Below are 22,933 nucleotides of genomic sequence, written 5' to 3' on the forward strand. Positions count from 1 at the left end.
TGGTGTCCACGTATTTTTAAGTGGAGAACATCGCCCTTATTGCGGGGATCGGGTAGGTGACTTCGCCGGACGCTTACTTTGCACAGTCGTGATGACCTAGCCCGAACGACTCAGCCGTTCAACCAGCATCCTCCAATCAAATCGCCAATCCGGCCAATCCATTGAGCTAAGGAAGAACATGGATCACTTCAATAGAAAAGAGCATTTTACGAACCCGCACATGGAGCATGTTCGCCATCTCCCCGCCCTTGAGGAACTCCAGCGGAGGATTGAGGAGGTGTTAGAAAGCATCAGTTTGGACGGCGCCGGTGAATTCAAAATGGCGACAAAGGTGTGTTGCTATGCTGTTGGAGAGATAGTCGCGGATCTAAACAGAGCAATACTGCAGAGCCTGAAAATTGGCAGCTATTCAGCAGCGGAGACACTGTCCCGTACATCGCTTGAAAACTCGATAAACTTCGTTCAGTTCACCAAGGATCTTACCGCGAACACACCTAAATCGTTGTTTTCGTATTACTTCCAGAGAACTAAGGATCGGGCGGAAAAGTGGAAATTGTACGCCGAAAGACATAATCAGCCCGAAGGTGTGGAAGGGGCTTCTGGTCTAATAGAATCCAACGCTTATGTAAAAAGTTTGTTCGTGGACTTGAACACGAAGGGTGTCAAAGGTTGGCCAAATGTTTTTGATCGCTTCAAAAATTCAGGTTACGAGTTCCTATACCACCAGCTGTTTGCGCCCGCCTCAGACTCTACACACAGTTTCAGTAATGATATTTTTAATCGATACTTGATGGAAGCGATTCCCGGCACTGATAAAGAGAGAGAAGATCGATTTGAAGGGCAAGCGGCGGAGAAGATCTCGTTCGCCTTTTACCTAGCAACTCATGCTGTTCAGTTGTACTGCGTGGCTGCGTCATATATTGCGGATCGTGCTCAGGATGACGACGCAGGCGATAAGCTGGACATCATTGCGAGCATACTAGCCAAGATGCTCATGGAGCATGAGACTCTCACCAAAAAATGCTTAGATATGTTGGCTCCAGCAAAGAAGGAAGCTATGGATAGAAGGGATAATATGCATAAGGCGCGGGAGTCCGGTTCTTGATTGAGGGAATACGCGGGTGCTTAAATATTATTTTGCTCTCGAAAAATAGGACGAATGAATAAATCTGTTAGACGTGCTTACTTCACCGGCGACCTCGACTTTTGCAAGCAGGTGTTGAGCCAGCCCACTAATGAGTAGACTCGCTGATCGGTTGTGAGCTTAATAACGGGCCTAATTCCTCTATTGCAGCTGCTTTCCTACCGCCCAAAAAACTGCCGGCTTAGGCAAGAAGCAGGAAGCAGGAAGCAGGAAGCAGGAGGTTACACGGGCGGCACCTAGCGCGAATTTCTAAACGAAGAGGTTGTGCAGACAGCCAGTCCTTGAAGCGATTTTTGCCCATCTAATAGTTAAATTATCAGACATCAGGAAACTTAATTTCGCCATGCAGTACGACCAGATTTCGTCATTGGAAGAGTTTCTTTCCCAGGTAGAAACACGTCTTTTGGATCCCGCCCAGCGTGTAAGCGTCACGTTCCCGCCCGCCCAAACTGCACCTTGGGATGGTATAGCTCTGGTTCGAACCAATAAATCGATATTGGACAGCGCTTCTGGATCCTCCAACCTTTACGCCATCTTTACCAGCGCGTACGGCGAAAAGGAATCCTCGCTGAGGTATCTTGGTAAGACAAGAAAGAAACTCGCGCGGGAAAGGATAAAAAATCATCTTTTCCGAAAGCACGAAAAGACGGGGGCGAAGTTGGCCAAAGTGTTGGCGCATGCGTGTGATCGTGGAATGGTTCAGATCGCTTGGGTTGAAGTGCACCCTGAGTCGCTCAGAAATTACCTTGAGGAAGAACTGATAAATCGGCACCCTGAAGCCGACTGGAACAGGGAGAACAGGAAGAGGTCATAGCTGCATCCACGGCTCCCAATCTTTCTTTAGACAATGCGGCTCACGGATACTCATATTTTATACGATCGAGTGCCCACTTCTGGCGCATAGCTGTCTGTACAACGGATCGCTACCGGCGAGCGCGAGTTAGCCTCTCAAGCCTCGCGGCCTGGATATATTGGAGGCTTTGTCTAGCAGGGCGGATGCAAATATCAGCGCTGTGGGGGGCTACGGCACAAAGAGGGGGCCTGCGGTTGGCTACGTTCAATACGGTGCGGCAAGCGTTTTCACGAACCCAGGGGTGAATTGGTCTATCTCTCAGATGCTTCCAAGCGCTGCATGGAATATCCTTCTACCCGGCAATCAATCATCGAGCAGTGAATAGAACGATGGGCTTTGAACAATTAGCTGAGCTGCGTGACCGCCTCAGGGCTGAAAAAGAACCTGCAAAAGCCGATGGCGCGACACGTCCTAAGCAAAGCAAATCCGCGAACCCAAAGCCTCACCAGCAGGATCCGGCGGTTGAAGCGATCTGGCCATTGCAGAAGCATTTTCCATTAGCCTTTCCTAAAAGTCCGGCACCGAAGGTTCCGCTCAAAGAGGGCATTCTTAAGGATGCTGAGCAACACCTGGAGCTCCTTGGGCTAACCAGCGAACAACTCGGACTTGCGATTTCGACTTGGTGCCGCGGCGCCCGGTACTGGGCAAGCATGATTGAGGATGCTCCGCGATTGGATTTGAGTGGTCAAGCGGCCGGCAGTGTGACTGCCGCTCAGGCGCTGCATGCGAAGCACCAAGCTTTTCGGCAACGCATTCAAGGGCGAAAAAATCGTGCGAGTTCAAAGAAGCATGACGTAGCCTCCACATCAGGTACCACGGTGGAGCCGACAGCAGACTGATTGGAACCTACCCACGCCGAGCCCTCGGATCCACTGGCAAGGTGTGAGTAGCTGCATGCCAGCGTCCGACAATGTTGTGATCCTTACGCAGGGAGCTTCACAGCTAGATGAAGTTCGGCAATACCTGACGCTTCAGCCCAGCTTGGCCGAATTTTTTACCAAGTTGACCGAGCTGGCTGCAAATCCTCACTCGTGGTATCTACATTGCATCGCCGAAATGAACAGGACGGTGTCGCATGTTTGAGAATTTGCAGAAAGAGCTTCGTCGACTAGCCGCGAGCACGCAGGTGTCTGTGCCCCTCGAAAGCGACGAGGAGGGGTACATCGACAAAGAGTGTCCTTCTGAGGCATGCCTCTTCCAATTCAAAATCTTAGGTGATGATTGGAAGAGTGTCGTAAGGGACGAAGAGGTTTTCTGCCCATCTTGCAGGCACGCGGCTCCCGCCAAGTCATGGTACACAACGGCTCAGATTGAAGCGTCGAAGGAGTATGTGCGAGGCACTGTTATCAACGGCCTGAACGGGGCAATGCGAGCAGATGCCCAAGCCTCTAAACGACGACAGAAGCCGGGTGCTTTCTTGAGCATCACGTTGAACGTCAAAGGCGGCGAGGACGCTATCCTTTTACCGATCGCTGCAGCGGAGCCGATGCGGCTGCGCACTGCTTGCGATGATTGCGCGTGCAGATATTCCTATGTTGGAGCAGCCTATTTCTGTCCGAGTTGCGGAAAAAACTCGGCGAGCCACACTTTTTTCCAAACGTTAGCGACTATCCGGACGTCGGCAGGATTAGGTGAAACGCTGAGTGGGGTACTAGGGCCAGACGAAGCTGATGTGATGACCCGGACTCTCTTGGAGAAGGCCATTTTAGATACAGTGACTTCTTTCCAACGGCTTGCCGAGCAGCTTTATGAAGCTCGAACCGGCAAAGAGCCGCGGCGTAATGCCTTTCAGAATATTGATGCAGGCTCCGCTTTATGGGAGGCCGAGCTCGGCATTTCATACGGTCAGCTACTGGAGGGCGGTGCTCTCACGCAACTGCGCATCTTCTATCAGCAACGCCATCTTCTCGCGCACCAGCAGGGTATGGTCGATAACGACTACGTGACACGCAGTGGCGATACGACCTATCAGGTTGGACAGCGGCTGCTAATCAAAGAAAGTGCGGCGCTTGAGTTCGCAGATCTGGTCGAGCGGCTTGGTACGGCGCTGCTGGCCCGTTACGCTGCCTGAGAATTTTGAGCGCATTGCAGACGGCTCCTTGGCAGTGGCCTTAAGGCATACACGCAGTTGTGGCGAGGGACGGCTCCAAGGATCCTAGATTTCCGACGGTACAGGAATCATCCATATTGAAATAGGCATTCAGGTGCCGTTACGCATCGCATTCGGATCTACTCTCTACCGCACAGCCTCCCATCTTTGGGAGTCCGCGCGACTAAGAGCACCGAATCACCGCAGCGGAGCCTTAGCCGCAGTCGGTCTGCGGATGTTAGAGTGCCAGGCTTTGAGCCGGGTTTGGGGAGTGCTGTATGCCTTATGAATTAGAAGGTCGCTTGGTCATCGGGGTGGCCTCAAGCGCCGTATTTGATTTGCAGGAGTCGGACGCAGTCTTTAAAAGTGAAGGTGAGGAAAAATACCGCAAATTTCAGGAAGCGAATCTGAATAACCCTTTGCCCAGGGGGATCGCTTATCCGTTTATCAAACGCCTGCTATCGCTGAATGATCTTGCGCCTGATCTCTCAGACCCTCTCGTCGAAGTAGTTTTACTCTCTAAAAATGACCCCGATACGGGCATGCGCGTAATGAAGACCATCGAGCACTATGGTTTGCCGATGACGCGGGCCATCTTCATGCAGGGTCGGTCTCCCTATGAATACATCCCGGCACTCAACATCGCCTTGTTTCTTTCTAGCGATAAGGATGATGTAGGCGCTGCGATCAAAGCTGGGCATCCTGCTGGCCAGATGCTGAACTCAAAGTTCGATGATGATGAGTCCGACCAGACTTTGCGTATCGCTTTCGACTTCGATGGTGTTCTCGCGGGTGACGAATCTGAAACCGTGATGCAGACAGAGGGGCTGACAAGATTCCATGCTCATGAGGTCAAGAATGTCATGGAGCCTCACAACCCAGGGCCTCTGAAAGAGTTTATGGTGCGCATTGCCAAGATCCAGTCCGTTGAAGAGGAGCACAAGAAAACTAATCCCAGCTACAAAAACCGCATCCGGGTCTCCATTGTCACTGCGCGAAATGCACCTTCCCATGAGCGGGCCATGAACACACTCAAGAGTTGGGGCGTGATGGCTAATGACGCATTTTTCCTGGGTGGTATCGAGAAGGGCAAGGTGTTGGGCGTTCTGAAGCCGCATATTTTCTTCGATGACCAGTCAGGGCATCTAAAGTCAGCCAGCGCAGTTGTGCCATCGGTACACATACCATTCGGGATCACCAACCAAAAGACTGCTTTGGAGGCTTCACACGCGTCGGAACCAGTCCAGCCCCAGTCGGCAAGCTGACAAAGCCTCCGGTCGCACAGGGCGACGCAGAGGCGCAGATCAGACCAATCAAATATCCACAACGAGCGTTGCCTGATTGCTGCTACGTGTTGCTAGAGGGCTGATATTCGGCGCAGCAAGCTTTAAAAGATACTGAACGGCAGCCTTTCCTACGGCTCCTCTTACGCAGAGGGGCATGCCGAGAGAGAATCGACCCTCTCGCCATAGCGTTACCTCTTCATGAAATGGCCGTATTCGGGCCAATGCAGTCGATGGATCACCTTCAGGAGTGGGTCGAGTGCATCCGGTCAGGACAGGCGAATTTTGAAACTCACAGCGTCTTGAGATGCGCTTTGAGTAGCTGCTCTATTTTTTCAACGGTTTCCGCGGCCACGGCTATGGCCTCAGTGGGCGTAACATGTTCAGCGAGCATGATGCGCCTTGTATCCGAGTTGGCGCGCTTGCCAAGTTCTTTGAATTCAGGCTCGAATTTTTCACGCAACGCAGCTTCAGAGCAGGTAGCTGGATCGAAGCCACTCTTTACCCAGACCAGCTTCACATTGAATTTTGGCGACTTAGCAGTAGAAATTTGAAGGCGATATAGATCGATAAAAATCGCTCGATAATCTTCCCGCTCGATTTTTAAAGCGGACGGAGGTTTTATAACAAACCAGTACCCACCTTCTTCAATACAATTCGCAGGTAACATTGGCATTGCTTTTTTTAGCTTCGGTAAAAGGCTCGCCACCCCTTTAATGCTGATCAGCTTTTGACAAATCTCTTTGTGCTGAGCTAGGAATAGAGTCAACTCACCTTCATGCCCTGCCAGCGTTGAGGAAACCCAACGATCCATTGCAGTACCGTCAAGCTTACGAAGGCACTCTATAACGGTCGGGTGAGTAAGTACCAAATCAGCCATTATCTCGCTAAGCTCCTTTCTGGCTGGATCCTCCCAACTTGTGACGCTCTGGCAGTAGGACGCAAGCATCTGTGCTGCTTGGTTTCCCCGGGTAAGGTTGTGCCTCGCTCGATTCGCAGAAAGCTCTAACCATTGATAGTCCATTAACGCCCATCTCTTCCCCAACGCGCCGATTTGCTCCTCCGTATAAGCATCCAGGTCTTTGTCTATTACAACGAACGCAAGGTTATACTCAGAGAAGACTTTCCGAGAGGCCAACTGAGCTCTGACTGCGGCTACATACTTTTCAAGCTGAGTGGCATTAAGCGACGCCTTTACCTTGTTCTCTATAGTGATGAGGATTTTGTTTTGGGGGTCTACCAAAAACAAGTCGAGCCTTCCGTTGGCAGTGCCATCGTCGACTTTAATTTTCAGCTCGCGCGTCACGAAAGCCGCGCCGAAACTAGTAGTCCTAATTCGCCCAGGTGTCCATTCGACGAAAAACTTCTTGTTGTCGTAGATGCAGTTATCGCTAGCTGCGTATGCGCTTTCGAGAAAGTCGCGTATCACGGCATCACCTTGTGCATGGCCTTCATTGGGATTCATGCACCATGCAAGCATCTCCGAATTTTGATTTTCGCCGAGCTTAATAATATCGAAGACATTGTTCGAAATTTTATTGAGTTCAATCAGCTCAAGCAGGTGCGGATCTCTCAGAAAGCTATACAGTTCATGTGCGTCCATGTCTCATCCTTTATTGCAATCTGCCGACTGCGAACCAAAGGCCCGAGGGTATCATGTGGTCATCACAACGGCTTGGGTTTGGAAACCCTTTTCGGCAGTAAGCGCTTACCCCACGGGAATGTCTGAAGACGCGCCATCTCTTTAGAATAGCGGATCAGAACTGACACCTTTCGATTCTGTGGAAAAGACGTTAACCCCTAGGTAAACGTAACATCAGGGCAGGGGCTTTAAATCCCTAGCCATCAGGCGGCGCTGGACAACCGATTCTGAATTGAAATTGGTACCGGAGCGTCCGTTGGGCGGCCAACGTACTGTCGCCCTGAATTCAGACGCTTCCGTGCCCTTTTAAAATGGCGCCAATGTCTTTTCCGGGTCACGCTTAGGGCGGGTCGGCTAGGCTCTGATCCCCAAACGACCGATGCGCATCTATTCTCAATTCAAAATGAAATCCAGAGCGGTGCGCACCAGGGGCAGAGCTAAGCAGGCGTTGCCGGATCAGCCGTGGCGCCAATGGGACGATCTTCTAGCGCTCGCGTGGCCGCTTTGCACCCAGTGCTTCCCGAGCGTGGAGATCTCGTGAATCCCGATCTCATTCCCTACGGGAAGGTCTGAAGACGCGCCATCTCTTTAGAATAGCGGATCAGATCTGACACCTTTCGATTCTGCGGACAAGACGTCGACCCCTAGTTAAACAACACAATGGCAGGGGCTCCAAATCCTTAGCCATCAGGCAGCGCTGAACACCCGATTTTGAATTGAAATCGGTACCGGGTCTCCATTGGGGGCGCGCGTATCGTCGCCAGGAATCAACACGCTTTGGCGCCCTTTTAAAATGGCCCCGACCGCTTTTCCGAGTCACGCACATGGGACGTCGGATAGGCTCTGATCCCCCAACGACCGATGCGCATCCATTCTCAATTCAAAATGAAATCCAGAGCGGTGCGCACCATAGGCAGAGCTAAGCAGGCGTTGCGGGAGCAGCCGTGGCGCCACTGGGACGATTTTCTAGCGCTCGCGTGGCTGGTATTCACCAAGGGCTTCCCGGGCGTGGAGATCTCTTGAATCCGATCTCATTTAAAATGCAAAAATGGGAGACATCGTCCGCCAGGTTCAAAAAACCAGCACATCTAGCGGTAGGCCCACCCTTCTGCGAGCCATCGACGGTCGATGCATTTCAAATATTCAATCAAAGCATTTTAAAATCACCTTTCTGACGCGTCGATTGATGACCTTCACATTCAGTTGACCCAGCCTTACAACGCTGTCGAACGTTGTTCATTTTAAATTGAACATCGCTGAAGGCCCCGTAAATCAAGGCCGGCCGAGTATTTGTGTCCCGGCTCACAAAATGATAATTTCGTGACTTCATGTCTAGCGCTCCCCATCTGCAACGGATTAGGGTTTGATTAATACCTAAATTGTTGTGGTGGTAGCAATGAATATGTCCCGCGTGGTTCAAATTGAAAACGAGATCAGCATCTCGGAATCTGCCATTGATAAAATGAAGATGGATGAGGAGCTAATGGCCCTTGTTGAGTTTGAAGATAAATTGATTGCGTTGCTCAACGATCGCAATGTGCCGGTTGTCGACATTCTAGATATGCTTGCAAGATACCCTGCTACTCCGAAGGAGCTTGGAAAAAGGATTGCTCGGCTCGTCAGGCTTTTTACGCCTAATAACATCAAAGAAGGCACCGGCAACCGGCTGCTCGATGGGAACAGTAGCAAGTCCGCAGATAGCTCATTGACGGTTAGAGATGAATGGAATCAGAACTTTGGCAGCAAAAGCCTGGATGAGTGGTTGGCTTGATCATGGATTCGCTAAAAATGCCTTCGGGCCAGTCTGTACGCTTTCAAATTACCAAGCTTTTTATAGATGTGCGCATTTAATCTCAGTCATGTCAGGCTCTCTATCGCCTATGCCGCTCCCACGCATGGCTAGCTTAAGAGCTAGCCAGGTTTTATTCTAAATGCAAATTTAGCGTCTGGGGTCTCAACACCCATGTTTCAGACGAACGCTTTTTGATCGCAATAGGGTAATGACCCAGTCGCTTTTCACTACGCTGAAGTCTAATGCAGTGGGGCCGAGTTCAAGTAGTTGAGCGGGCCTTTACAGGCCATAGACGCTAATCCGGACGGCGATCAACTTGAGAAGGAGTAGCTCCTCGAGCTAGAGATTGCGATTGAAGTCATTCTAGATGGAGTACCGTCACCACGTTCCGCGGCAATGATACACGGCTCTGCCAAGCTGGAAATTCTGAGAGGCGCAGTGACTAGGGCCAGCGTCAACAGTGCCTCTTCGGATTTTCCTTAAACCATCGATATTACATCGGCTTTCGCCAAGGTGAGTGCCGCAGCTACGGCAATGCTAACCTACGGCGCTGTATCAAGGTGTTCGAAGCCTGATAGCGATCGAGGCGATAACGTGTGGTAATCCCAGCGCGGCAAACCTCCACCGTCCGATTCCAACTCGTCAAACAGCTCACCTAGAAGCGCTTTACTCTGAAGTCCTAAGAGCGTTTTCAGGCGGCTGAAATAGCGCGTAGATCTTGATCTTGCGAACAACTCGAACGATCCGGCGTGCCGCCCAGAGTAAACCAGGGTCTCCGGGTACCATGGGTATGTCTCCGTTGGCCGCTGTAAGCGATCCATCAAAAACAATACAAAATCAGCCTGCATCAGCTCTTGCATACTGAAACCACTCGAATGGCTCCGTTGTTCCAACAGGTCTGCCCGCAATGACGTGCGCCCAAGTTTCAGCCGTTGATTGCGGTGATCGAAGGTCGCGGCATAGGTTCGAAACGCGCCGAAAGTCACCGTGGCGTCGCGACCATACTCCGACCTGCCTGGAATGTAGAATGGAGTGGTAATGAGCTCATTCGCAAATTCGAATTTTTCTTCTTTCAGAAGTGTCGCCACTGCATACAAAAACAGCTCATGCACCATGAACCGGAAGTTGTCAAAATCAGTTTCACTCCATTGGTTAACACTTGGGGGACGTTCTTGGTAAGGCAGCAATTTCTCGAGAAAACGATGGAAGTGCCGGCGAATTTCTGGAGTGTCCCGGTACCTGGCGACGGTCGCTATAAGCTCCACAGCCTCATTGCGGTAAGGCAGGAAGTCATCAATGCTGCTGGTGACCTGATCGTCAAAGGCAATATCAGGCTTTTTCCTGATGCGGAACTGCTCCATCCCTGCGGCAAGAGCCGTGAGGTAGTCATTCACCGCTGGATCAGCGAAGGGGCGGTCTGCCTTGACTGCATCAATGGCACGCCGGTGTTCCGCGCTCGTTACCAGCGTAACCTCTCGACTTTCCCGTTGAAGATAAGAAGGCTTTTGACCTAGTGGCGGACGAACATGTAGTGGCTGATCGTGTGCCCAGCGGATCAATCGGTCGAACTCGGCCGCATAACGTGCCGAGTCGGACAGGTCGATATAGATGCGCGAAGTGTAGTAGGTCGGGACGTAGGGGTCGCCGTTTTCATCGCGTTCACGCACTACTGCCACAAATTTGGCTTCCGTTGTCTTGTTATAGATGCCTGCGGAGATAATCTGAGCTTCCGTTCCCACGCCGCCTTTACGGCTATTCGCCTTCTCCGCATAAAGCTTGTCGCAAAGCAAAACCACTTTTTTCACCGTTGGATCAGAGACCATCTGCTCCATGAAAGCAGTCGCTTCTTGGCCTTCTCGCAAGTCCCATTTGTCAAGAATTACGTGAATGCCCGCTGCGGCGAGTTCTTCGGCGAGCTCTGTCACCCAAGCCTCATGGGCGGCAGAGCTCCAACTGTAGGACACGAAAAGCTTCGGATGTTCCAGGTTTTCCATGATGAGGTTTTGCTCCAGTTATAAGGGAAGGCGCTTCGCTCCCTGCCATGGCCTAAGGCCTTGGGAGACGGATTTTGCCGTGCGAACACCATGTGTCAGTCTAAACGTTCACCATGGCAACCTGGGTTGTCCAGCATATTTCTCAAGCAATCTATCCATTTAGGGATAGAGAATGCTACGTCCCGCTCTCGCCATCTTCGCTTTCCGCATAGCTTGCTCTGACGAGCCGTCCGCCGCCAAGGAGGCGGTTTGAGAATTCGTTGACGACGCGCTCTGCTCGTCGCTGACACTGGTCGTATCTGTGATCAGACCGTAATCCTTTTCGTCCTAGCCTTCGACTGGAAAATGTCGTCCCAGATCCCTCACTGGCATGCAGGCACTGTGAGGAGGGGAATCAACCAGACCAGAGCTGTAGACCTATTGCTTCAAAAAATGAAGGGTGATATGTCAGTGGGTGTCAAGCGCTTCGGAGTGCCCTATTAGCGGTCGACGTTGCGCGGGACACCGAAAACGTATGTCTATGCCCGCTTAGGGTCTAACGGGACACAAGCGAATGCCACTGCTGAAGAGAGCCGAACTGCGGCAAACCTACAAATGGAAGACGACGGCGGGTGATAACCCTCATCTCATTCATGATGATGCAAAGCATCTGAGCCGAAATGAGCGGTACGAGATGCTCAGTTATCTGAACCATCTTGGCTGGTCGGCTGACAGAAGCGCACTGGTTTATGACCACGGGCTAGATGTGAGCAAAGAAGACCGATTGTGCGTGGAGTGGATGCTCAAAGTCCATTTTCGTTCTACCTCTCCTGGCCGGGGTAAAGTGACCGAATGGGTTAACTTGAATTGGGCAGAGCTCAGGCCTCAGTTTAGTCTCTAGAAGGGTTGGAGCCTTCCCTGATGCGGGGGGCTCGATCAAGTCGTCAATCTCCCGGAAGTCGGTACGAACGTGATAGTCCGCGCGTCACTCGCTGTGCCGCCTTGGTAGCGTAGTCTCTAGAGCTGCTGCCACGTCCGGGGATTTGGGTCAGTGGATGGCCGATTATCCAGCGTTATCTACTGGTTAGCATGCTTAGACTAAACATGCGCAGCGCCTCAGGCTTGGCCCTGATGAATAGCGATGGATCTGAGGCCGCATATGACCAGAGCAGGTTACTACTCGCCGAGGACATGCGGTCACCGGAGCCGAGCAATGATCTGGGATCTCGACCCGCGGTGCGCAGGCGATTTGCTGCTGATGCTCTGCAGCTCTCTGCAGCGGCGCCTTTCGGTTGACGACGCTGCCACTGATTGTGCTAATCTGAAAATTCAACTGGCTGTTGCTGCGAACGGGGGAAACTCCGGGAGGGTGGTTCGATTCCCCCCCAGTTATTAAATTTTAAGGCGTCCGATGTCGCTCGATTTTCGGCCCATTCAGCTCTTTAGCTGCAACTTCCACTTCAGGTGGAAGGTTTATTGCGTCAATAAAGTTTGCAGATCTCAGATTCGCTCCGTGGAAGCTAGCTCCCTTGCAGTCGACACCGCTGAAGTTTGCGCTTCTGAGGTCGGCGCCATCAAAATTCGCGTAGGTTATATCGCAGCTTCTAAAGTCCATTCCCCTAACGACAGAATTTTGAAACTTCGCTCGGTGTAAAAACGTATTGGTGAAACTTGTGCTGGTTAGCGTTGCGCCGACGAATACAGCTGCTTCGCAGCGGCAGTCATTTAGGTGCACGTTCGAAATGTTGCTATTTTTGAATATGGTTGCATGTAGATCACTATCAGTGATCGAGAGTTTATTTATCTCAAACTCGGATAAATCTATTTCGGAAATTTCCAAGCCGGTTTCGCCTAGATTTATGAGTCGCCGTATTGCGCCGAGTGCTCTGTAAGGAGCATCCGGCTGTCTGTAAAAGCGCAGGTCGGAAAGATTTTCGCGATTTCTTTTTACGTCGTTCTCCCGAGATATTCGTGATCGTTCTTCATCCCTCTCCCGCGAGCGGTTTTCTTTCTGCACTTCCTCATGCTGACTCCTACGTTGTTCGAACCAATAAATGACCAATCCAATCACAAATAAATCTATGATCGTCCCATGAGCATTTGAAAGAATTCCTTCGAAAAAAGAACGTGAGTACAGTCCCCATGTTTCGTTGGGGAAGATCGTGCTGGAGACGAACTCCCAATGTCCTGTGATGAATATTACAATGCCTGAGAAAACTAGGAAGACCAAGATTGATGCTAGCATGGGATGCATACCTTGTTAAGGTGGAACCGCGACTTGCGTGTTTTGCACGATTTACTTCGTACTGATGACGCGTTTCAAGGTTAGCGCTGTCAATTGCCAGCCTCTATCTGATCGATCGTAGCCTGATTTATTAATTAGGATCTATCCCTGTTCGTTCGAGCTGCTGAATAAGGCTGAGTATCTAAATAATTTTCAGCTTCTTTTCCATGGTTCGGCCGTCCTGCCTTGAAAGAAGTCTCAATACTATCTTTACTGTTAGCAACCCAGTGCGTCCGCTGCCTCGGTTATTGACCCCACGACGTGATCCCAATCGCCTGTGGCATTCAAGTCTTTCGTTTGGTTTGGGCCGTATTCGGTGGGACGGTTTACATACACAGTTTTGAATCCACAAGCCCGAGCGGCTGCCAAGTCGTCGTTGTGTGCAGCTATCATTGCCATCCGTTGTGGAGCAAGCCCGACCGCCATTGCTGATTTGAGGTACGTCTGGTGCTGCGGTTTATAAGTATTTGTGAGTCCAGCACCCAGTATGGCATCCCATGGCAGCTTGGCATAACGCGCGAGATGCATCATCCCTGCGATGTGCCCGTTGGAAATGGGGCCAATTGCAAATTTGCGCTTCAATCGAGTCAGACCCTCCACGGAGTCTGGCCATGGCGTAAGTCGTTCCCAGGCTGCGACCCAATGAGCAAATTCGTCAATTTTGAGCTGCGTGCGATCGACCCCATAGGTTTTCAGCAATGCTGTTAAATTTTCTTGGTTTAGAACATCCAGGGTTACAAAGGCTCGCTGGCCTGCACGAATCGGCTCCATGGACGGTTGATAGTAAGAACGCCACTGTTCCGCGAACGTCAGAGGATCAATGTGGATGCCATACTTCTTCAGCAAGCCTTCCGACTCCCGCGCAATACTCGTTCGCCAGTCAACCACCGTCCCGTATACGTCGAACCCCAAAAAACCTACGTCAGAAAATTTTCCTTGCACTTTTCGCTCCATAGATCTCTATGCGACCTGGATCTGCCTATGAGCCGGATCTCGATAAAAATCCTCCTCGGCGCGCTGACGAGAGACTTGCAGCCACTTGCTGCTTGAGTCAATCAGCATGGTCGGATTGATGCACGATAAGGCGCGCATCCTCTCTGCTTCGCCATCAATCTATGCGCTGGCATGTCGCACCGCTATCATCTTTGAGGATCGTTGACTAGGACTGGAAACGCATTTGCTGATTCACCCGCGTGGCCTGGACAGATCCTTCAGCGATGGTGCATTCCCTCTAAAGACAAGCTGCCCGTTAGTCAGCATCCGGCCAACCCACCTAGATCGATTTATCGGGCGCCGACCTCTGCAGGAGAAGCTGGCGACACCGCTCACCCGCTGCGTCAATGCTCGAATTTGAACATCGTTCAGATAAGCCTACTGATCGCACCCATGCAAGCGAGCTGCCTGCATCAAGCTCATATCTCCAACAGCGAGTGACCGCTGTAAACCGATCCGACGAGCAACCAATTCGCCCGAACCGAAGCTCTTGCCTGACCTGCCCCCCACTTGGGTCGTTGAAGGTGATCTGAGCCCCACCTACCTTGTCGCACGGCAGGCTCATTCGACGTTTTGCGGAATTCAACGCTTTGGGAGTCGCAGAGGCATCAGACCCTGGATCGTCCCAAGGCAGCATCCAGTTTCGTAACGTCAAGATCATGGGGCTGTTTTCGTTGGCGCATGGCTCAACTGAATCATTGACCACGCCACTGGGCAGCAGTGAGCACATCAAAGCGCACTAAAGCTTTGGCACTCTCTGGCGACATACTTAGTGGCTCTTCTTTTTGAAGCTACAATCGGTACTCCGTCCAGTTGAGATCACATCATGTCCGTATCCGCCGTAGCGGCTCCAGCGCCGCCAGCTTGGCCCTACCAGCAGTGCTGCATCCGCTCCTGCAGCAAGCGGCCCCGAATCCGAATATCGAAACTGACGCCGAATTTGAAGCAGGCATCGCCCCGACGCCTGACAGGCCCTACATCGTCACGCTCAGCGACGGCACCAAATCCGACGTAATCGGTTACGGGATACTCAAGTCCTCAATGCCACTCAGTGAAGCCTGGGGGCCTCAGCTACTGGTGCAAGGAGACAAAGACAAAGACAACAAGCTTTCGATCAGTGAATTCGCAAATCAGTTGAAGCGCGTTGGTGTGAGCCTGAATACCGCCAAGAAGCTGTTTGAGAGCTTTGACGTCTCGAATAGTGGAACGCTGTCGGTTGATGAGTTCGTGGCGGGGATCAAGTCCTACAATGCCACAGGCGGAAATATCTTCCATGACTTCGCAAGGTCATACACACAAGATGATCAATCAGCCACTGCGTTTTTACGGGAGGGGTTAAGCGCTGGTAATGCGTATTGGGGCAGGCAGTCTTAATATCCCGGCGTAGGCCTAGCTCACGGTATTTATCCTTCGCAAGCTCGCTTGCGAAGGTGCTCTCAGGCGGGCCCTAGCTCGAGGATACGTAGGCCGCCGCCGCTCCTAATGCTTTCCGTCAGTCTTTTGTTGTAGATGGACACCATCCGCCTAGTGCCTCTTATCCCAATTCCTTCGAACCCCAGATCCTTCAGGAATGCCTTCAATTTGGCAAATCGTCGCCAGCGTAGATTTGCGCCACGGCATGAACGCGACTTGGTTTGAGAGTGGATACCCATCTATCGTAATCATCAGTCGATGCGTTGTCCGCCGTCACTCCCGAGGGCGAGCTTCACCGAGGACACAAACTGCTTTCTCTGTGCCGGCTTCAATTTATTAAATAAAGCCAGCAATTCAGCCTCGTCGTCCTGCTCACAGAAGAAAAACGCCACGGGCAGCCCACAGGCCTGGGCAATCTGCTTAACCATTCCCTCGCCGGGCTCGTGCTTTCCTTTTTCATACTGGCTCATCCGCGCGCTTGCCGATGCTTCCTCGATCCCGGCCAGCACGCCTAGGCGCTCCTGAGACAGGCCGGCCGCCTTCCTCGCCTGCTTCAGCCGCACGCTAAAAATGCTCATTTTCTCAAAGCCCAAAGGCTAAGAGATTCTTAGATTCACGTTGACCGTATACTAAGAGTTCCTTAGTATTTTGCTCGTGATGGCGCTTTGACGCCAAAAAACCAAGTGCAAAGGAAGCAGTGATGTCTGACGTGAGCGTTTTTAGCGGAAAAATCGAAGTAATTGGGCCGTCCCAAAACAAGCCCGATGGGTCGGAATACACGTACCTTCGTATTGCTCAGCGGGACGGCACCACGAAGCTTGTGAAGAAAGTGGGGGTAGGGCAGCTGATCGAGTCTTACATGAAGCCTGGTATCGAGGGTGACTTCTACTTCGTAAGGCTGGGCCGGTTTGGATTTATTTTGTTTGCGATCAAAAAAGCAGACGGTCAGAAAATCTACGAAGAGAATGGGTTCTCTACGTGGATTTCGAAAATGCGCTGGAGCGCCTTCGTGCTGGCTCTGCTATTTATCCCGCTCAGCTTCGTGGGGCTCTTGATGGGAGGATATCTGGGAGTAATTGTACCGATCGCGTTCATCTGGCTGATCTGGAAGCTCTCAGTGGCATTCCCAGGCGTGTTGAAGGAAAGCTTTCTCAAGGGGCAGCTTAATCAGCTTGGATTCGCCAACTGAGCTAGATATGGTGGGGCCTCACTGCAGTGATGCTTCACCAGTCCCTGGCAGTGCATATACGCGCCGCATTGTAGTTAATCCGTCCCTTTTCTGATTTGCACGTGCCTGGTGATTGTCGACCTCACGACGCCAAGCTCCCGGGCAACCTCGGCCTTCGATTTACCCTGCGCTAGGAGACTATCGATCTTGCGCGCCAACGCCGCTGACTCCACCGCCTGTGGGGATTCCAGTTTTAAAGGCTTGGCCGGCACCGAGGCCTGCAACAACCCCAATGCCTCCAATTCACTCTGAGTCTGCCGCAAAACGGTCTCGGGGGACTCACCATTGCGAGATGCGTAGACCAACGTGAGCAGCGACAGCGGGCTGATCTGCATTGCCTGGGCGAGCTCTTCACTGACGTCCAGCGATACCGATGTCGAGGCAGATTCGAGTCTGCTCACATGAGACTGATCCGTCGCGTTTGCGATATCCCGCTGGGACAACCCTCGATGTGTCCTCATGAACTGCAGAGCCGCGGCGAAAGCGTTGCGAAGCGACATTTTATGCGTCCCCATAAAACGGGACGGTATGCCGTGTTTGCGTTGTTCGACACAAATGTCTATATTCATCACAAAGCAACAAGCGAGGCGCGTGAGACTCCGTCATCTCAACCCGCAGGTTCGACCGAATGGACGGTACTTGGGTTGGCTGAGAGACATTGGGCGTCCATTAGTGCGGTGTGCCTGATCAATATATAGCTAAAACGAATTCACTGACCGGTGCAGATTCCTGACCCGAGTAAATTCGACCAACACGCGGCTGTATGCCGATAAATCGAGATGAAGTCGTGCGATGAAAATCCAGATCTACTCAGACCTGCACATGGAATTTTCCGAGTTTGTGCCGTCGCCAATAGATGCTGATCTCGTAATCCTTGCCGGTGACATCGGCGTTCAGGCTAAAGGCGTGAAGTGGGCAAATGAAGCCTTCAGGTGCCCTGTTATCTACGTCTGCGGAAACCATGAGTTTTACAAAGGCCACATCGACCACACGCTCCGCAAGATGAGAGACGCCGCAGCTGCTCACGTCCACATCTTGGAAAATGAAAGCTTTGTTTGGCAGCAAACACGCTTCCTGGGCACCACGGCCTGGACTGATTTTTCGTCCACTGGAGACGTCGTCGCTGCTACCAGCCTGGCGCGAGAATGGATGAATGATTTCAGAATGATTCGTGCTGATGCATCTTATCGCCGCCTGCGCCCGGATGACCTCTTTACACGAAACCGGGCAGCACGCACGTGGTTAGCCGAGGAACTTGCGAAGCCCTTTGCTGGGAAGACTGTAGTCATCACCCATCACACCCCGACACCCTCAATTGCTGGCGATAAGCATGATGGTCACCTGAACGCTGCCTATTCGAATCACTGGCCGGAGCTCATTACGCAGGCCGATGTCTGGATTTTTGGCCACACGCATCAAGCTATCGATACCACCTTGGTGGGGTGCCGGATCGTCTCAAACCCGCGCGGGTATCCAGGTGAAGAGACTGGCTTTTGCGCCGACTTTACGATCGACTTGCAATGAGGTCATGACAATGACTACCAGCAGCTGGGCATATTCGTCATACATGATCAAAACGTTCGGATCGACTCTGAATGACGTCACGTTTAATCGACTACCTAAAGTGATTCAGCGAGCGAAGGGGCTGCTTCCCGACAAAGAGATTGTAGGGTTTTTCCTCTGCGCTCTAGAGCGTCCGCCCAAGATGACGGGCTTAATTTTCTGTGACCATCGCAACGAATTCCCGCAGGGCTTACCCGCTCATACGCCGCCGATCATGAGGCGTTATTACCGAGAAGGTTATCTCGTTGTAGAGGCGTCCACGGGCGGACTCTACGTTGTGGCTCATTGGCTTTACCAAAATGGCGAACAAGGGCCATTCAATGTGATCCATTAACAAACGGTGAACTCATGCAGACAGCGCTGCACAGCAAGTCGATCCGAGAGAGCATCGAACCAGTATTGATACCGGCGATGGTGCTTGATGCAATGGCAACGGATTTTGGTGTGGCCATTACCGGTTACCTCATCTGCGCAGCAGCTGAGGGGGTAACCCTTATTGGCATCGTCTTTGGTGACAACAGAGGGCGGTTCAAGAACGGTCACAGCATTAGAACCTCTGTCGTAAGGGGACGGCAGGTAATCCAAGGGCACGTCATCGTGGAGACCCTAAACAGCCGCTATGTCATTTGTAACTGGGCGCCTGCTGAGCACGGGCCTCGGTTCACCGGCGTGCACCACTAAGCCTCAATTACATATAGGAGACGTCATGGCCTGGTTCTGGCAGAAGAAACCCATGAGCCCCGAAGACCGCCAAGTAAGGGATTCCATACTCGCCCTTAAAACTCTGAAATGCCGCGACGGCAGGGTATCCATAGACCCATACGAGGTGCTCGGCCGGCCTGGCTACCTTGAAGCTCGCCGGCGAGCAGCTGACCTCGTTCACGGACTTCCGCCCCGTCCGGCGGCGCTCGCAACGGCGGCAGATTGGGCTTTGGTTGACACAGTGGGTATGGACATCTTTGTGAGCAAGCTTTCGCAGAGTCTTGAGCAATCACGGGGCCAGGGATTGAGTCTGTCAGAGGCATTGAGCCAACTTAAATGCGTTCCAAATGAGCTGAGTGCATGAGTGATATTCACGAACAAGTTGCGGAGCTGTTCAGGCTGGACGGAGCGCGCATTCCGGGTTTTAACGGTGACGAAGCAAAGGCGGAAGCTGAGGCTATTTTGAGTTGCCGTGGCCGGCGATATTGCGTTGTGCGGGACTGGATAATTGTAGATGTCGACGTACCAGCAGATTACCGCGTGGCGCTTACAGAGGAGGGGTTGGAGCCTTTTGTTCTCTATGCTGAAGATCGCGTGCTTCACAGTGGCGGCACATGGCGGAAACGAGGTTATGTACGGACTACGTTCAGTACCTCAAAACCCGAACCCCATGTGTTTCGAACAAGAGATATGACCTTCGTGTTAATGGGGCAGGGGTGCAGGAAAACAGCAAGCCTTGAGGTTGTCATGGCCATCGCTAATCGACGTCTTGTCTGATTGATAACGCTGCAATCACACCCGGCTCATCTCACACACAGTCAAAGCAAAACAGGGTGATTTTTTTGGATAACCAGCTGCTCGGAGACCTGTTCTTCAGCCCTGCACAACCTCTTGCGGGAGCGGATCTCGATGATGAGACTCTGCTGCAATTTGCATGCGAGGAATTTCCTGAAAAGGAGTTCTGCATCGTGCGGCGATGGATGTTGATCGACGTCATTCTCTCGGACGATGAGGATAGGCAGGTTCGATCCAGTGGGTTGAGACCCACGGTCATTTACGCCCAAGCAGTAACCACCAAAGCGGGTACAAAAGCTGAAGCAGCCCACGGCAAACTTTCAGGCTTTCAGCTCAGATTCGAAGGTTGCTTTTTTGAGACCCAAGACATGCTGTACATCCTGGCAGGGCGGGGAAGCCGAAAGTTTGCAAGCAAACCGACTGTCTTCGCATTAGCGGATCTGTGTGGCTCTGGGTTATGGAACACTTATGAAAACCGACCTGTTAACAATCCAGCGTAAGCGGTATCCCGAGTTCTATTTGAGCGCGGGGCTCCGTGGAATTGATGGCTCACCTAGCTGGATTCAACTTCTGGATGACCTGTGCAATTCACTCCGAAATCACTTAGATCGCCACCCGCTGGTACCGACGATTGCGGTAACGCGAGTGAAGGAAAAGTGGGGTGAGCATCGGCCCTATCACGACGGCGGTGACCGCCGTTGGCGGGAGATAGTCGATAGATCTGTAACGGCATCTCTGCAGCTCTGCGAGGTATGCCGCAGTAACGGAGCTGGTTGAAAAGCGCTGGGTTAGGGCGCGCTGCAGCGCACACATCGGATGGCTGAGTGCGTCTACGCGAGACGAAGATGAGATGCAAAGCGATGCCTTGCAATAAGGAAGCTGGAAAGCTTCGTTGGCTTGTGAAGCTGCAGAATGCGTTCGATGGCACAGGCGATGCGATTCTGCAGCTGCCTCCAAGCTTGCTGACTGGACTTGCGCCTTCAATATCGGACACTAAACCAACTTCCCATTAAATTGATGCCACTGCCAACCGCATGAACTGCAAGCCGATCTGTCGAGCAAACAGGCGCGTCTGTTCGGCGCTGTACGCTTAACCGTTATCGCCGCGCCACTGCACCGGCGTTGCAAGCAGTTGATCATCGAAGCGCTTCTCCACGCTTTCCGACATCAAGTCGCGTATATCACCGCCGCTGTACCCGGTCGAGCTGGCGACCCAGCGAATGGCTTCGTGATCGCAGCAGTCCAAGGCGAAGGTCACGCTCAGTTTGGCGCTGTGCTCGCAACGGAATCCAAAGCCGCCCGAGCGCCAATGCGTATCGCTGGTTGCACCGTAATGTGGCGTGCTCACGCGCGTATCCGCAACCATCGCTTTGAGGAATCGAGCATTACTGCTACTCAAGTTGGGAGGGCGGAGGCTCAAGATGTACAACAGGGATGGATGGAAAAAACTGAAAACGGATCTCATCGTGATCGGTAATAATCCAAATTCCGTACTTGAGGAAACAACCAACTAGACGGAGCATGTGAATCTCGGCTGTTAGAGTAGATGTAACTTTCAACACGGCTGAGCTGATTGCAATAATTGATGACAGTTCGGGCGCAAGCGTTTCATTATGGTCTTTTCAGTTCATCGCTATGGCAGAACCAGCAACTAACCAAGGTAGATTGCGCGACACTTATATTGATAAGGTGGAGCGTCAGAGCAAGGGAGGGGTTGATTTTGCAGCAGTATTATGAAAGGGTTGGCGATCGCTACCGTATGGATCTCAGGTCAAATGATCAAGACATTAGCTGTTGAAAATTATCGCTCAATAAGAAATCTAGTCCTGCCGTTGTCGAATTTAAATGTCATTACGGGCGCAAATGGCAGTGGGAAATCTAACCTTTTTAAGGCATTGCGGCTCTTAGCGGAAATATATGATGGTGGGGTAACCAAGGCAGTCGCAATGGAGGGAGGACTGAGTTCTATATTCTGGGCAGGTGCTGAAGCCAGTGCAGTGGCTCGAAACCAACGTGCAGCAAATCTAGGTACAGCAAACAATGGAAAGAAAAGGCTAAGGCTGGGTTTTTCAGGGGGAGAGTTTGGCTATGCGATATCTCTTGGGTTGCCTCCCCCACCTCCGCCCGCGACTTCGTTCTCGTTGGATCCGGAGATCAAACGCGAGTGTGTGTGGGCGGGAGAAACATGTAGGCCTAGCTCTCTGTTAATAGATCGTAAGAGCTCTCATATAACCCTTAACTCGAACCGTGAGCAAACAGCGGTAGCTGGGAAAGTACCCTACTATGAAAGCATGCTTAGCTACATGGGATACGATCATCGTTGTCCTGAGCTAGGCGTTCTTAAGGATATGGTTGGAAGATGGAGGTTTTATGATAGTTTCAGAACTGACTTGGGCGCGCCAGCTCGGCGGGCGCAGATAGGCACCAGAACCTTGGCTCTGCACAACGATGGTAGGGATCTGGCCGCAGCGCTACAAACAATAAGAGAGATTGGCGATTCGGATGCGCTTGACAGAACGATCGATGAAGCTTTTCCTGGCGCAAGCGTCGAAGTAGCTACAGAGGACAGCGGCGTTTTCACCATTCTTTTTAATCAGAGGGGGCTGTTAAGACCGCTTCGCGCGACCGAGCTTTCTGACGGTACTTTACGGTTTCTACTGCTGACTGCTGCGCTACTTACTCCACGGCCGCCATCGATGATGGTTCTTAACGAACCGGAAGCAAGTCTGCATCCTGAGTTATTGCCAGCCTTAGCTGATCTTATAAAGCTTGCCGCCACTCGTTGCCAAATGTGGGTGATAACCCACTCTATCGTCCTCAGCCGCGAATTGGAAAGGTGTGATCAGATGCAACTTATAGTGCTGGAGAAGGAAGACGGGCGGACTGGTATCCCGGGTAGGGGGATTTTAGATGTGCCGCTGTGGAAGTGGCCAGACTGATCCTGAGTGGATGCTGATCCTTATTAGGCACCAGGGATTTTCGATTTTCCCCATATTTTACAATGAGTTACATAGTTTCGAGGAATTTATCTCGCGAAAACTTAAAGCCGAGGTGACGAAATATTTCGTAACGCTTGAACACTGGACATTTCCCATTGTAGGATTGACGCGAATGCGAAAGCTTCGCGTTCATGAATCATTACGGTTTTGTACAGGAGTAATGCGTGATGACACCCTTTG

The 22,933-nt window shown here is 51.8% G+C and carries 22 protein-coding genes; 15 read left to right on the forward strand and 7 right to left on the reverse strand.

Features of this window, described 5'->3' with window-relative positions:
- Positions 1-178: 178 nt before the first annotated feature.
- The 5 genes from BBI10_RS01960 (at position 179) to BBI10_RS01980 (ending at position 5,351) form a co-directional block, all read left to right on the forward strand.
- Positions 179-1,105: a DUF5677 domain-containing protein gene (locus BBI10_RS01960; RefSeq protein WP_065986339.1), complete on the forward strand. Its 927-nt coding sequence runs from the start codon at positions 179-181 to the stop codon at positions 1,103-1,105.
- A 382-nt stretch (positions 1,106-1,487) separates the two neighbouring features.
- The gene (locus BBI10_RS01965) at positions 1,488-1,958 is read left to right on the forward strand and encodes a hypothetical protein (protein WP_065986340.1); all 471 of its coding nucleotides are present in this window, start codon (positions 1,488-1,490) and stop codon (positions 1,956-1,958) included.
- A gap of 368 nt (positions 1,959-2,326) precedes the next feature.
- Positions 2,327-2,836, forward strand: coding sequence for a ProQ/FinO family protein (locus BBI10_RS01970; RefSeq protein WP_065986341.1), 510 nt, complete (start codon positions 2,327-2,329; stop codon positions 2,834-2,836).
- Positions 2,837-3,072: 236 nt separating this feature from the next.
- A complete protein-coding gene (locus BBI10_RS01975; RefSeq protein WP_065986342.1) occupies positions 3,073-4,068 on the forward strand; it encodes a hypothetical protein in 996 nt (331 codons plus the stop codon).
- Between the two features lie 296 nt (positions 4,069-4,364).
- Positions 4,365-5,351, forward strand: coding sequence for a 5'-nucleotidase (locus tag BBI10_RS01980; RefSeq protein WP_065986343.1), 987 nt, complete (start codon positions 4,365-4,367; stop codon positions 5,349-5,351).
- Between the two features lie 310 nt (positions 5,352-5,661).
- Here BBI10_RS01980 and BBI10_RS01985 read toward each other — a convergent pair whose 3' ends face one another.
- Positions 5,662-6,972: a PD-(D/E)XK nuclease family protein gene (locus BBI10_RS01985; protein WP_065986344.1), complete on the reverse strand. Its 1,311-nt coding sequence runs from the start codon at positions 6,970-6,972 to the stop codon at positions 5,662-5,664.
- Positions 6,973-8,407: 1,435 nt separating this feature from the next.
- Here BBI10_RS01985 and BBI10_RS01990 point away from each other — a divergent pair.
- Positions 8,408-8,782 (forward strand): hypothetical protein, encoded by a 375-nt coding sequence (locus tag BBI10_RS01990; RefSeq protein ID WP_141695088.1) that lies wholly within the window; start codon positions 8,408-8,410, stop codon positions 8,780-8,782.
- 563 nt (positions 8,783-9,345) lie between these two features.
- Here BBI10_RS01990 and BBI10_RS01995 read toward each other — a convergent pair.
- On the reverse strand, positions 9,346-10,797 hold the full coding sequence (locus tag BBI10_RS01995; protein ID WP_208600727.1) for an SEFIR domain-containing protein: 1,452 nt from the start codon (positions 10,795-10,797) through the stop codon (positions 9,346-9,348).
- A gap of 553 nt (positions 10,798-11,350) precedes the next feature.
- On the opposite strand from BBI10_RS01995, the gene BBI10_RS02000 reads away from it, so the two are divergent.
- Entirely contained in the window at positions 11,351-11,677 is a 327-nt protein-coding gene (locus BBI10_RS02000; protein ID WP_065986346.1) for a hypothetical protein, read from the forward strand.
- A 498-nt stretch (positions 11,678-12,175) separates the two neighbouring features.
- Here the strand turns inward: BBI10_RS02000 and BBI10_RS02010 are convergent, their stop codons facing one another.
- Together BBI10_RS02010 and BBI10_RS02015 are read right to left on the reverse strand one after the other, a co-directional pair.
- Complete coding sequence (locus tag BBI10_RS02010; protein WP_065986348.1) at positions 12,176-13,021, reverse strand: pentapeptide repeat-containing protein; 846 nt, start codon at positions 13,019-13,021, stop codon at positions 12,176-12,178.
- Positions 13,022-13,276: 255 nt separating this feature from the next.
- Positions 13,277-14,014, reverse strand: coding sequence for an HAD-IA family hydrolase (locus BBI10_RS02015; RefSeq protein ID WP_065986349.1), 738 nt, complete (start codon positions 14,012-14,014; stop codon positions 13,277-13,279).
- 903 nt (positions 14,015-14,917) lie between these two features.
- Between BBI10_RS02015 and BBI10_RS02020 the strand changes: the two genes are divergently transcribed.
- Entirely contained in the window at positions 14,918-15,427 is a 510-nt protein-coding gene (locus BBI10_RS02020) for an EF-hand domain-containing protein (RefSeq protein WP_141695089.1), read from the forward strand.
- 290 nt (positions 15,428-15,717) lie between these two features.
- Here the strand turns inward: BBI10_RS02020 and BBI10_RS02025 are convergent, their stop codons facing one another.
- The gene (locus BBI10_RS02025; protein ID WP_065986351.1) at positions 15,718-16,044 is read right to left on the reverse strand and encodes a helix-turn-helix domain-containing protein; all 327 of its coding nucleotides are present in this window, start codon (positions 16,042-16,044) and stop codon (positions 15,718-15,720) included.
- A gap of 122 nt (positions 16,045-16,166) precedes the next feature.
- Between BBI10_RS02025 and BBI10_RS02030 the strand changes: the two genes are divergently transcribed.
- Positions 16,167-16,655 (forward strand): hypothetical protein, encoded by a 489-nt coding sequence (locus BBI10_RS02030; RefSeq protein WP_065986352.1) that lies wholly within the window; start codon positions 16,167-16,169, stop codon positions 16,653-16,655.
- Positions 16,656-16,729: 74 nt separating this feature from the next.
- On the opposite strand, the gene BBI10_RS02035 is transcribed toward BBI10_RS02030, so the two are convergent.
- Positions 16,730-17,263, reverse strand: coding sequence for a helix-turn-helix domain-containing protein (locus BBI10_RS02035; protein ID WP_083232982.1), 534 nt, complete (start codon positions 17,261-17,263; stop codon positions 16,730-16,732).
- 223 nt (positions 17,264-17,486) lie between these two features.
- On the opposite strand from BBI10_RS02035, the gene BBI10_RS02040 reads away from it, so the two are divergent.
- The 5 genes from BBI10_RS02040 (at position 17,487) to BBI10_RS02065 (ending at position 20,254) form a co-directional block, all read left to right on the forward strand.
- A complete protein-coding gene (locus BBI10_RS02040; RefSeq protein ID WP_065986353.1) occupies positions 17,487-18,218 on the forward strand; it encodes a metallophosphoesterase family protein in 732 nt (243 codons plus the stop codon).
- Between the two features lie 10 nt (positions 18,219-18,228).
- Positions 18,229-18,591 (forward strand): hypothetical protein, encoded by a 363-nt coding sequence (locus BBI10_RS02045; RefSeq protein WP_065986354.1) that lies wholly within the window; start codon positions 18,229-18,231, stop codon positions 18,589-18,591.
- A gap of 14 nt (positions 18,592-18,605) precedes the next feature.
- Positions 18,606-18,938, forward strand: a complete 333-nt coding sequence (locus tag BBI10_RS02050; protein ID WP_244160291.1) for a hypothetical protein — start codon at positions 18,606-18,608, stop codon at positions 18,936-18,938.
- A 381-nt stretch (positions 18,939-19,319) separates the two neighbouring features.
- Positions 19,320-19,736, forward strand: a complete 417-nt coding sequence (locus BBI10_RS02060) for a DUF6957 family protein (protein WP_065986356.1) — start codon at positions 19,320-19,322, stop codon at positions 19,734-19,736.
- A 65-nt stretch (positions 19,737-19,801) separates the two neighbouring features.
- Complete coding sequence (locus BBI10_RS02065) at positions 19,802-20,254, forward strand: DUF6957 family protein (protein WP_208600728.1); 453 nt, start codon at positions 19,802-19,804, stop codon at positions 20,252-20,254.
- A gap of 590 nt (positions 20,255-20,844) precedes the next feature.
- On the opposite strand, the gene BBI10_RS02070 is transcribed toward BBI10_RS02065, so the two are convergent.
- Positions 20,845-21,102: a hypothetical protein gene (locus BBI10_RS02070; protein WP_141695090.1), complete on the reverse strand. Its 258-nt coding sequence runs from the start codon at positions 21,100-21,102 to the stop codon at positions 20,845-20,847.
- 427 nt (positions 21,103-21,529) lie between these two features.
- On the opposite strand from BBI10_RS02070, the gene BBI10_RS02075 reads away from it, so the two are divergent.
- Positions 21,530-22,693, forward strand: a complete 1,164-nt coding sequence (locus BBI10_RS02075) for an AAA family ATPase (protein ID WP_065986410.1) — start codon at positions 21,530-21,532, stop codon at positions 22,691-22,693.
- The last annotated feature ends 240 nt before the right edge of the window (positions 22,694-22,933 follow it).

It is taken from the genome of Pseudomonas graminis (assembly GCF_001705435.1).
Taxonomy (GTDB): domain Bacteria; phylum Pseudomonadota; class Gammaproteobacteria; order Pseudomonadales; family Pseudomonadaceae; genus Aquipseudomonas; species Aquipseudomonas graminis_B.

Excerpts from the sequence above, each read along its gene's own strand:
- BBI10_RS01960 (WP_065986339.1), top strand. The coding sequence starts at position 179 with ATGGATCACTTCAATAGAAAAGAGCATTTTACGAACCCGCACATGGAG.
- BBI10_RS01965 (WP_065986340.1), top strand. The coding sequence starts at position 1,488 with ATGCAGTACGACCAGATTTCGTCATTGGAAGAGTTTCTTTCCCAGGTA.
- BBI10_RS01970 (WP_065986341.1), top strand. The coding sequence starts at position 2,327 with ATGGGCTTTGAACAATTAGCTGAGCTGCGTGACCGCCTCAGGGCTGAA.
- BBI10_RS01975 (WP_065986342.1), top strand. The coding sequence starts at position 3,073 with ATGTTTGAGAATTTGCAGAAAGAGCTTCGTCGACTAGCCGCGAGCACG.
- BBI10_RS01980 (WP_065986343.1), top strand. The coding sequence starts at position 4,365 with ATGCCTTATGAATTAGAAGGTCGCTTGGTCATCGGGGTGGCCTCAAGC.
- BBI10_RS01985 (WP_065986344.1), bottom strand. The coding sequence starts at position 6,972 with ATGGACGCACATGAACTGTATAGCTTTCTGAGAGATCCGCACCTGCTT.
- BBI10_RS01990 (WP_141695088.1), top strand. The coding sequence starts at position 8,408 with ATGAATATGTCCCGCGTGGTTCAAATTGAAAACGAGATCAGCATCTCG.
- BBI10_RS01995 (WP_208600727.1), bottom strand. The coding sequence starts at position 10,797 with ATGGAAAACCTGGAACATCCGAAGCTTTTCGTGTCCTACAGTTGGAGC.
- BBI10_RS02000 (WP_065986346.1), top strand. The coding sequence starts at position 11,351 with ATGCCACTGCTGAAGAGAGCCGAACTGCGGCAAACCTACAAATGGAAG.
- BBI10_RS02010 (WP_065986348.1), bottom strand. The coding sequence starts at position 13,021 with ATGCTAGCATCAATCTTGGTCTTCCTAGTTTTCTCAGGCATTGTAATA.
- BBI10_RS02015 (WP_065986349.1), bottom strand. The coding sequence starts at position 14,014 with ATGGAGCGAAAAGTGCAAGGAAAATTTTCTGACGTAGGTTTTTTGGGG.
- BBI10_RS02025 (WP_065986351.1), bottom strand. The coding sequence starts at position 16,044 with ATGAGCATTTTTAGCGTGCGGCTGAAGCAGGCGAGGAAGGCGGCCGGC.
- BBI10_RS02030 (WP_065986352.1), top strand. The coding sequence starts at position 16,167 with ATGTCTGACGTGAGCGTTTTTAGCGGAAAAATCGAAGTAATTGGGCCG.
- BBI10_RS02035 (WP_083232982.1), bottom strand. The coding sequence starts at position 17,263 with ATGAATATAGACATTTGTGTCGAACAACGCAAACACGGCATACCGTCC.
- BBI10_RS02040 (WP_065986353.1), top strand. The coding sequence starts at position 17,487 with ATGAAAATCCAGATCTACTCAGACCTGCACATGGAATTTTCCGAGTTT.
- BBI10_RS02045 (WP_065986354.1), top strand. The coding sequence starts at position 18,229 with ATGACTACCAGCAGCTGGGCATATTCGTCATACATGATCAAAACGTTC.
- BBI10_RS02050 (WP_244160291.1), top strand. The coding sequence starts at position 18,606 with ATGCAGACAGCGCTGCACAGCAAGTCGATCCGAGAGAGCATCGAACCA.
- BBI10_RS02060 (WP_065986356.1), top strand. The coding sequence starts at position 19,320 with ATGAGTGATATTCACGAACAAGTTGCGGAGCTGTTCAGGCTGGACGGA.
- BBI10_RS02075 (WP_065986410.1), top strand. The coding sequence starts at position 21,530 with ATGATCAAGACATTAGCTGTTGAAAATTATCGCTCAATAAGAAATCTA.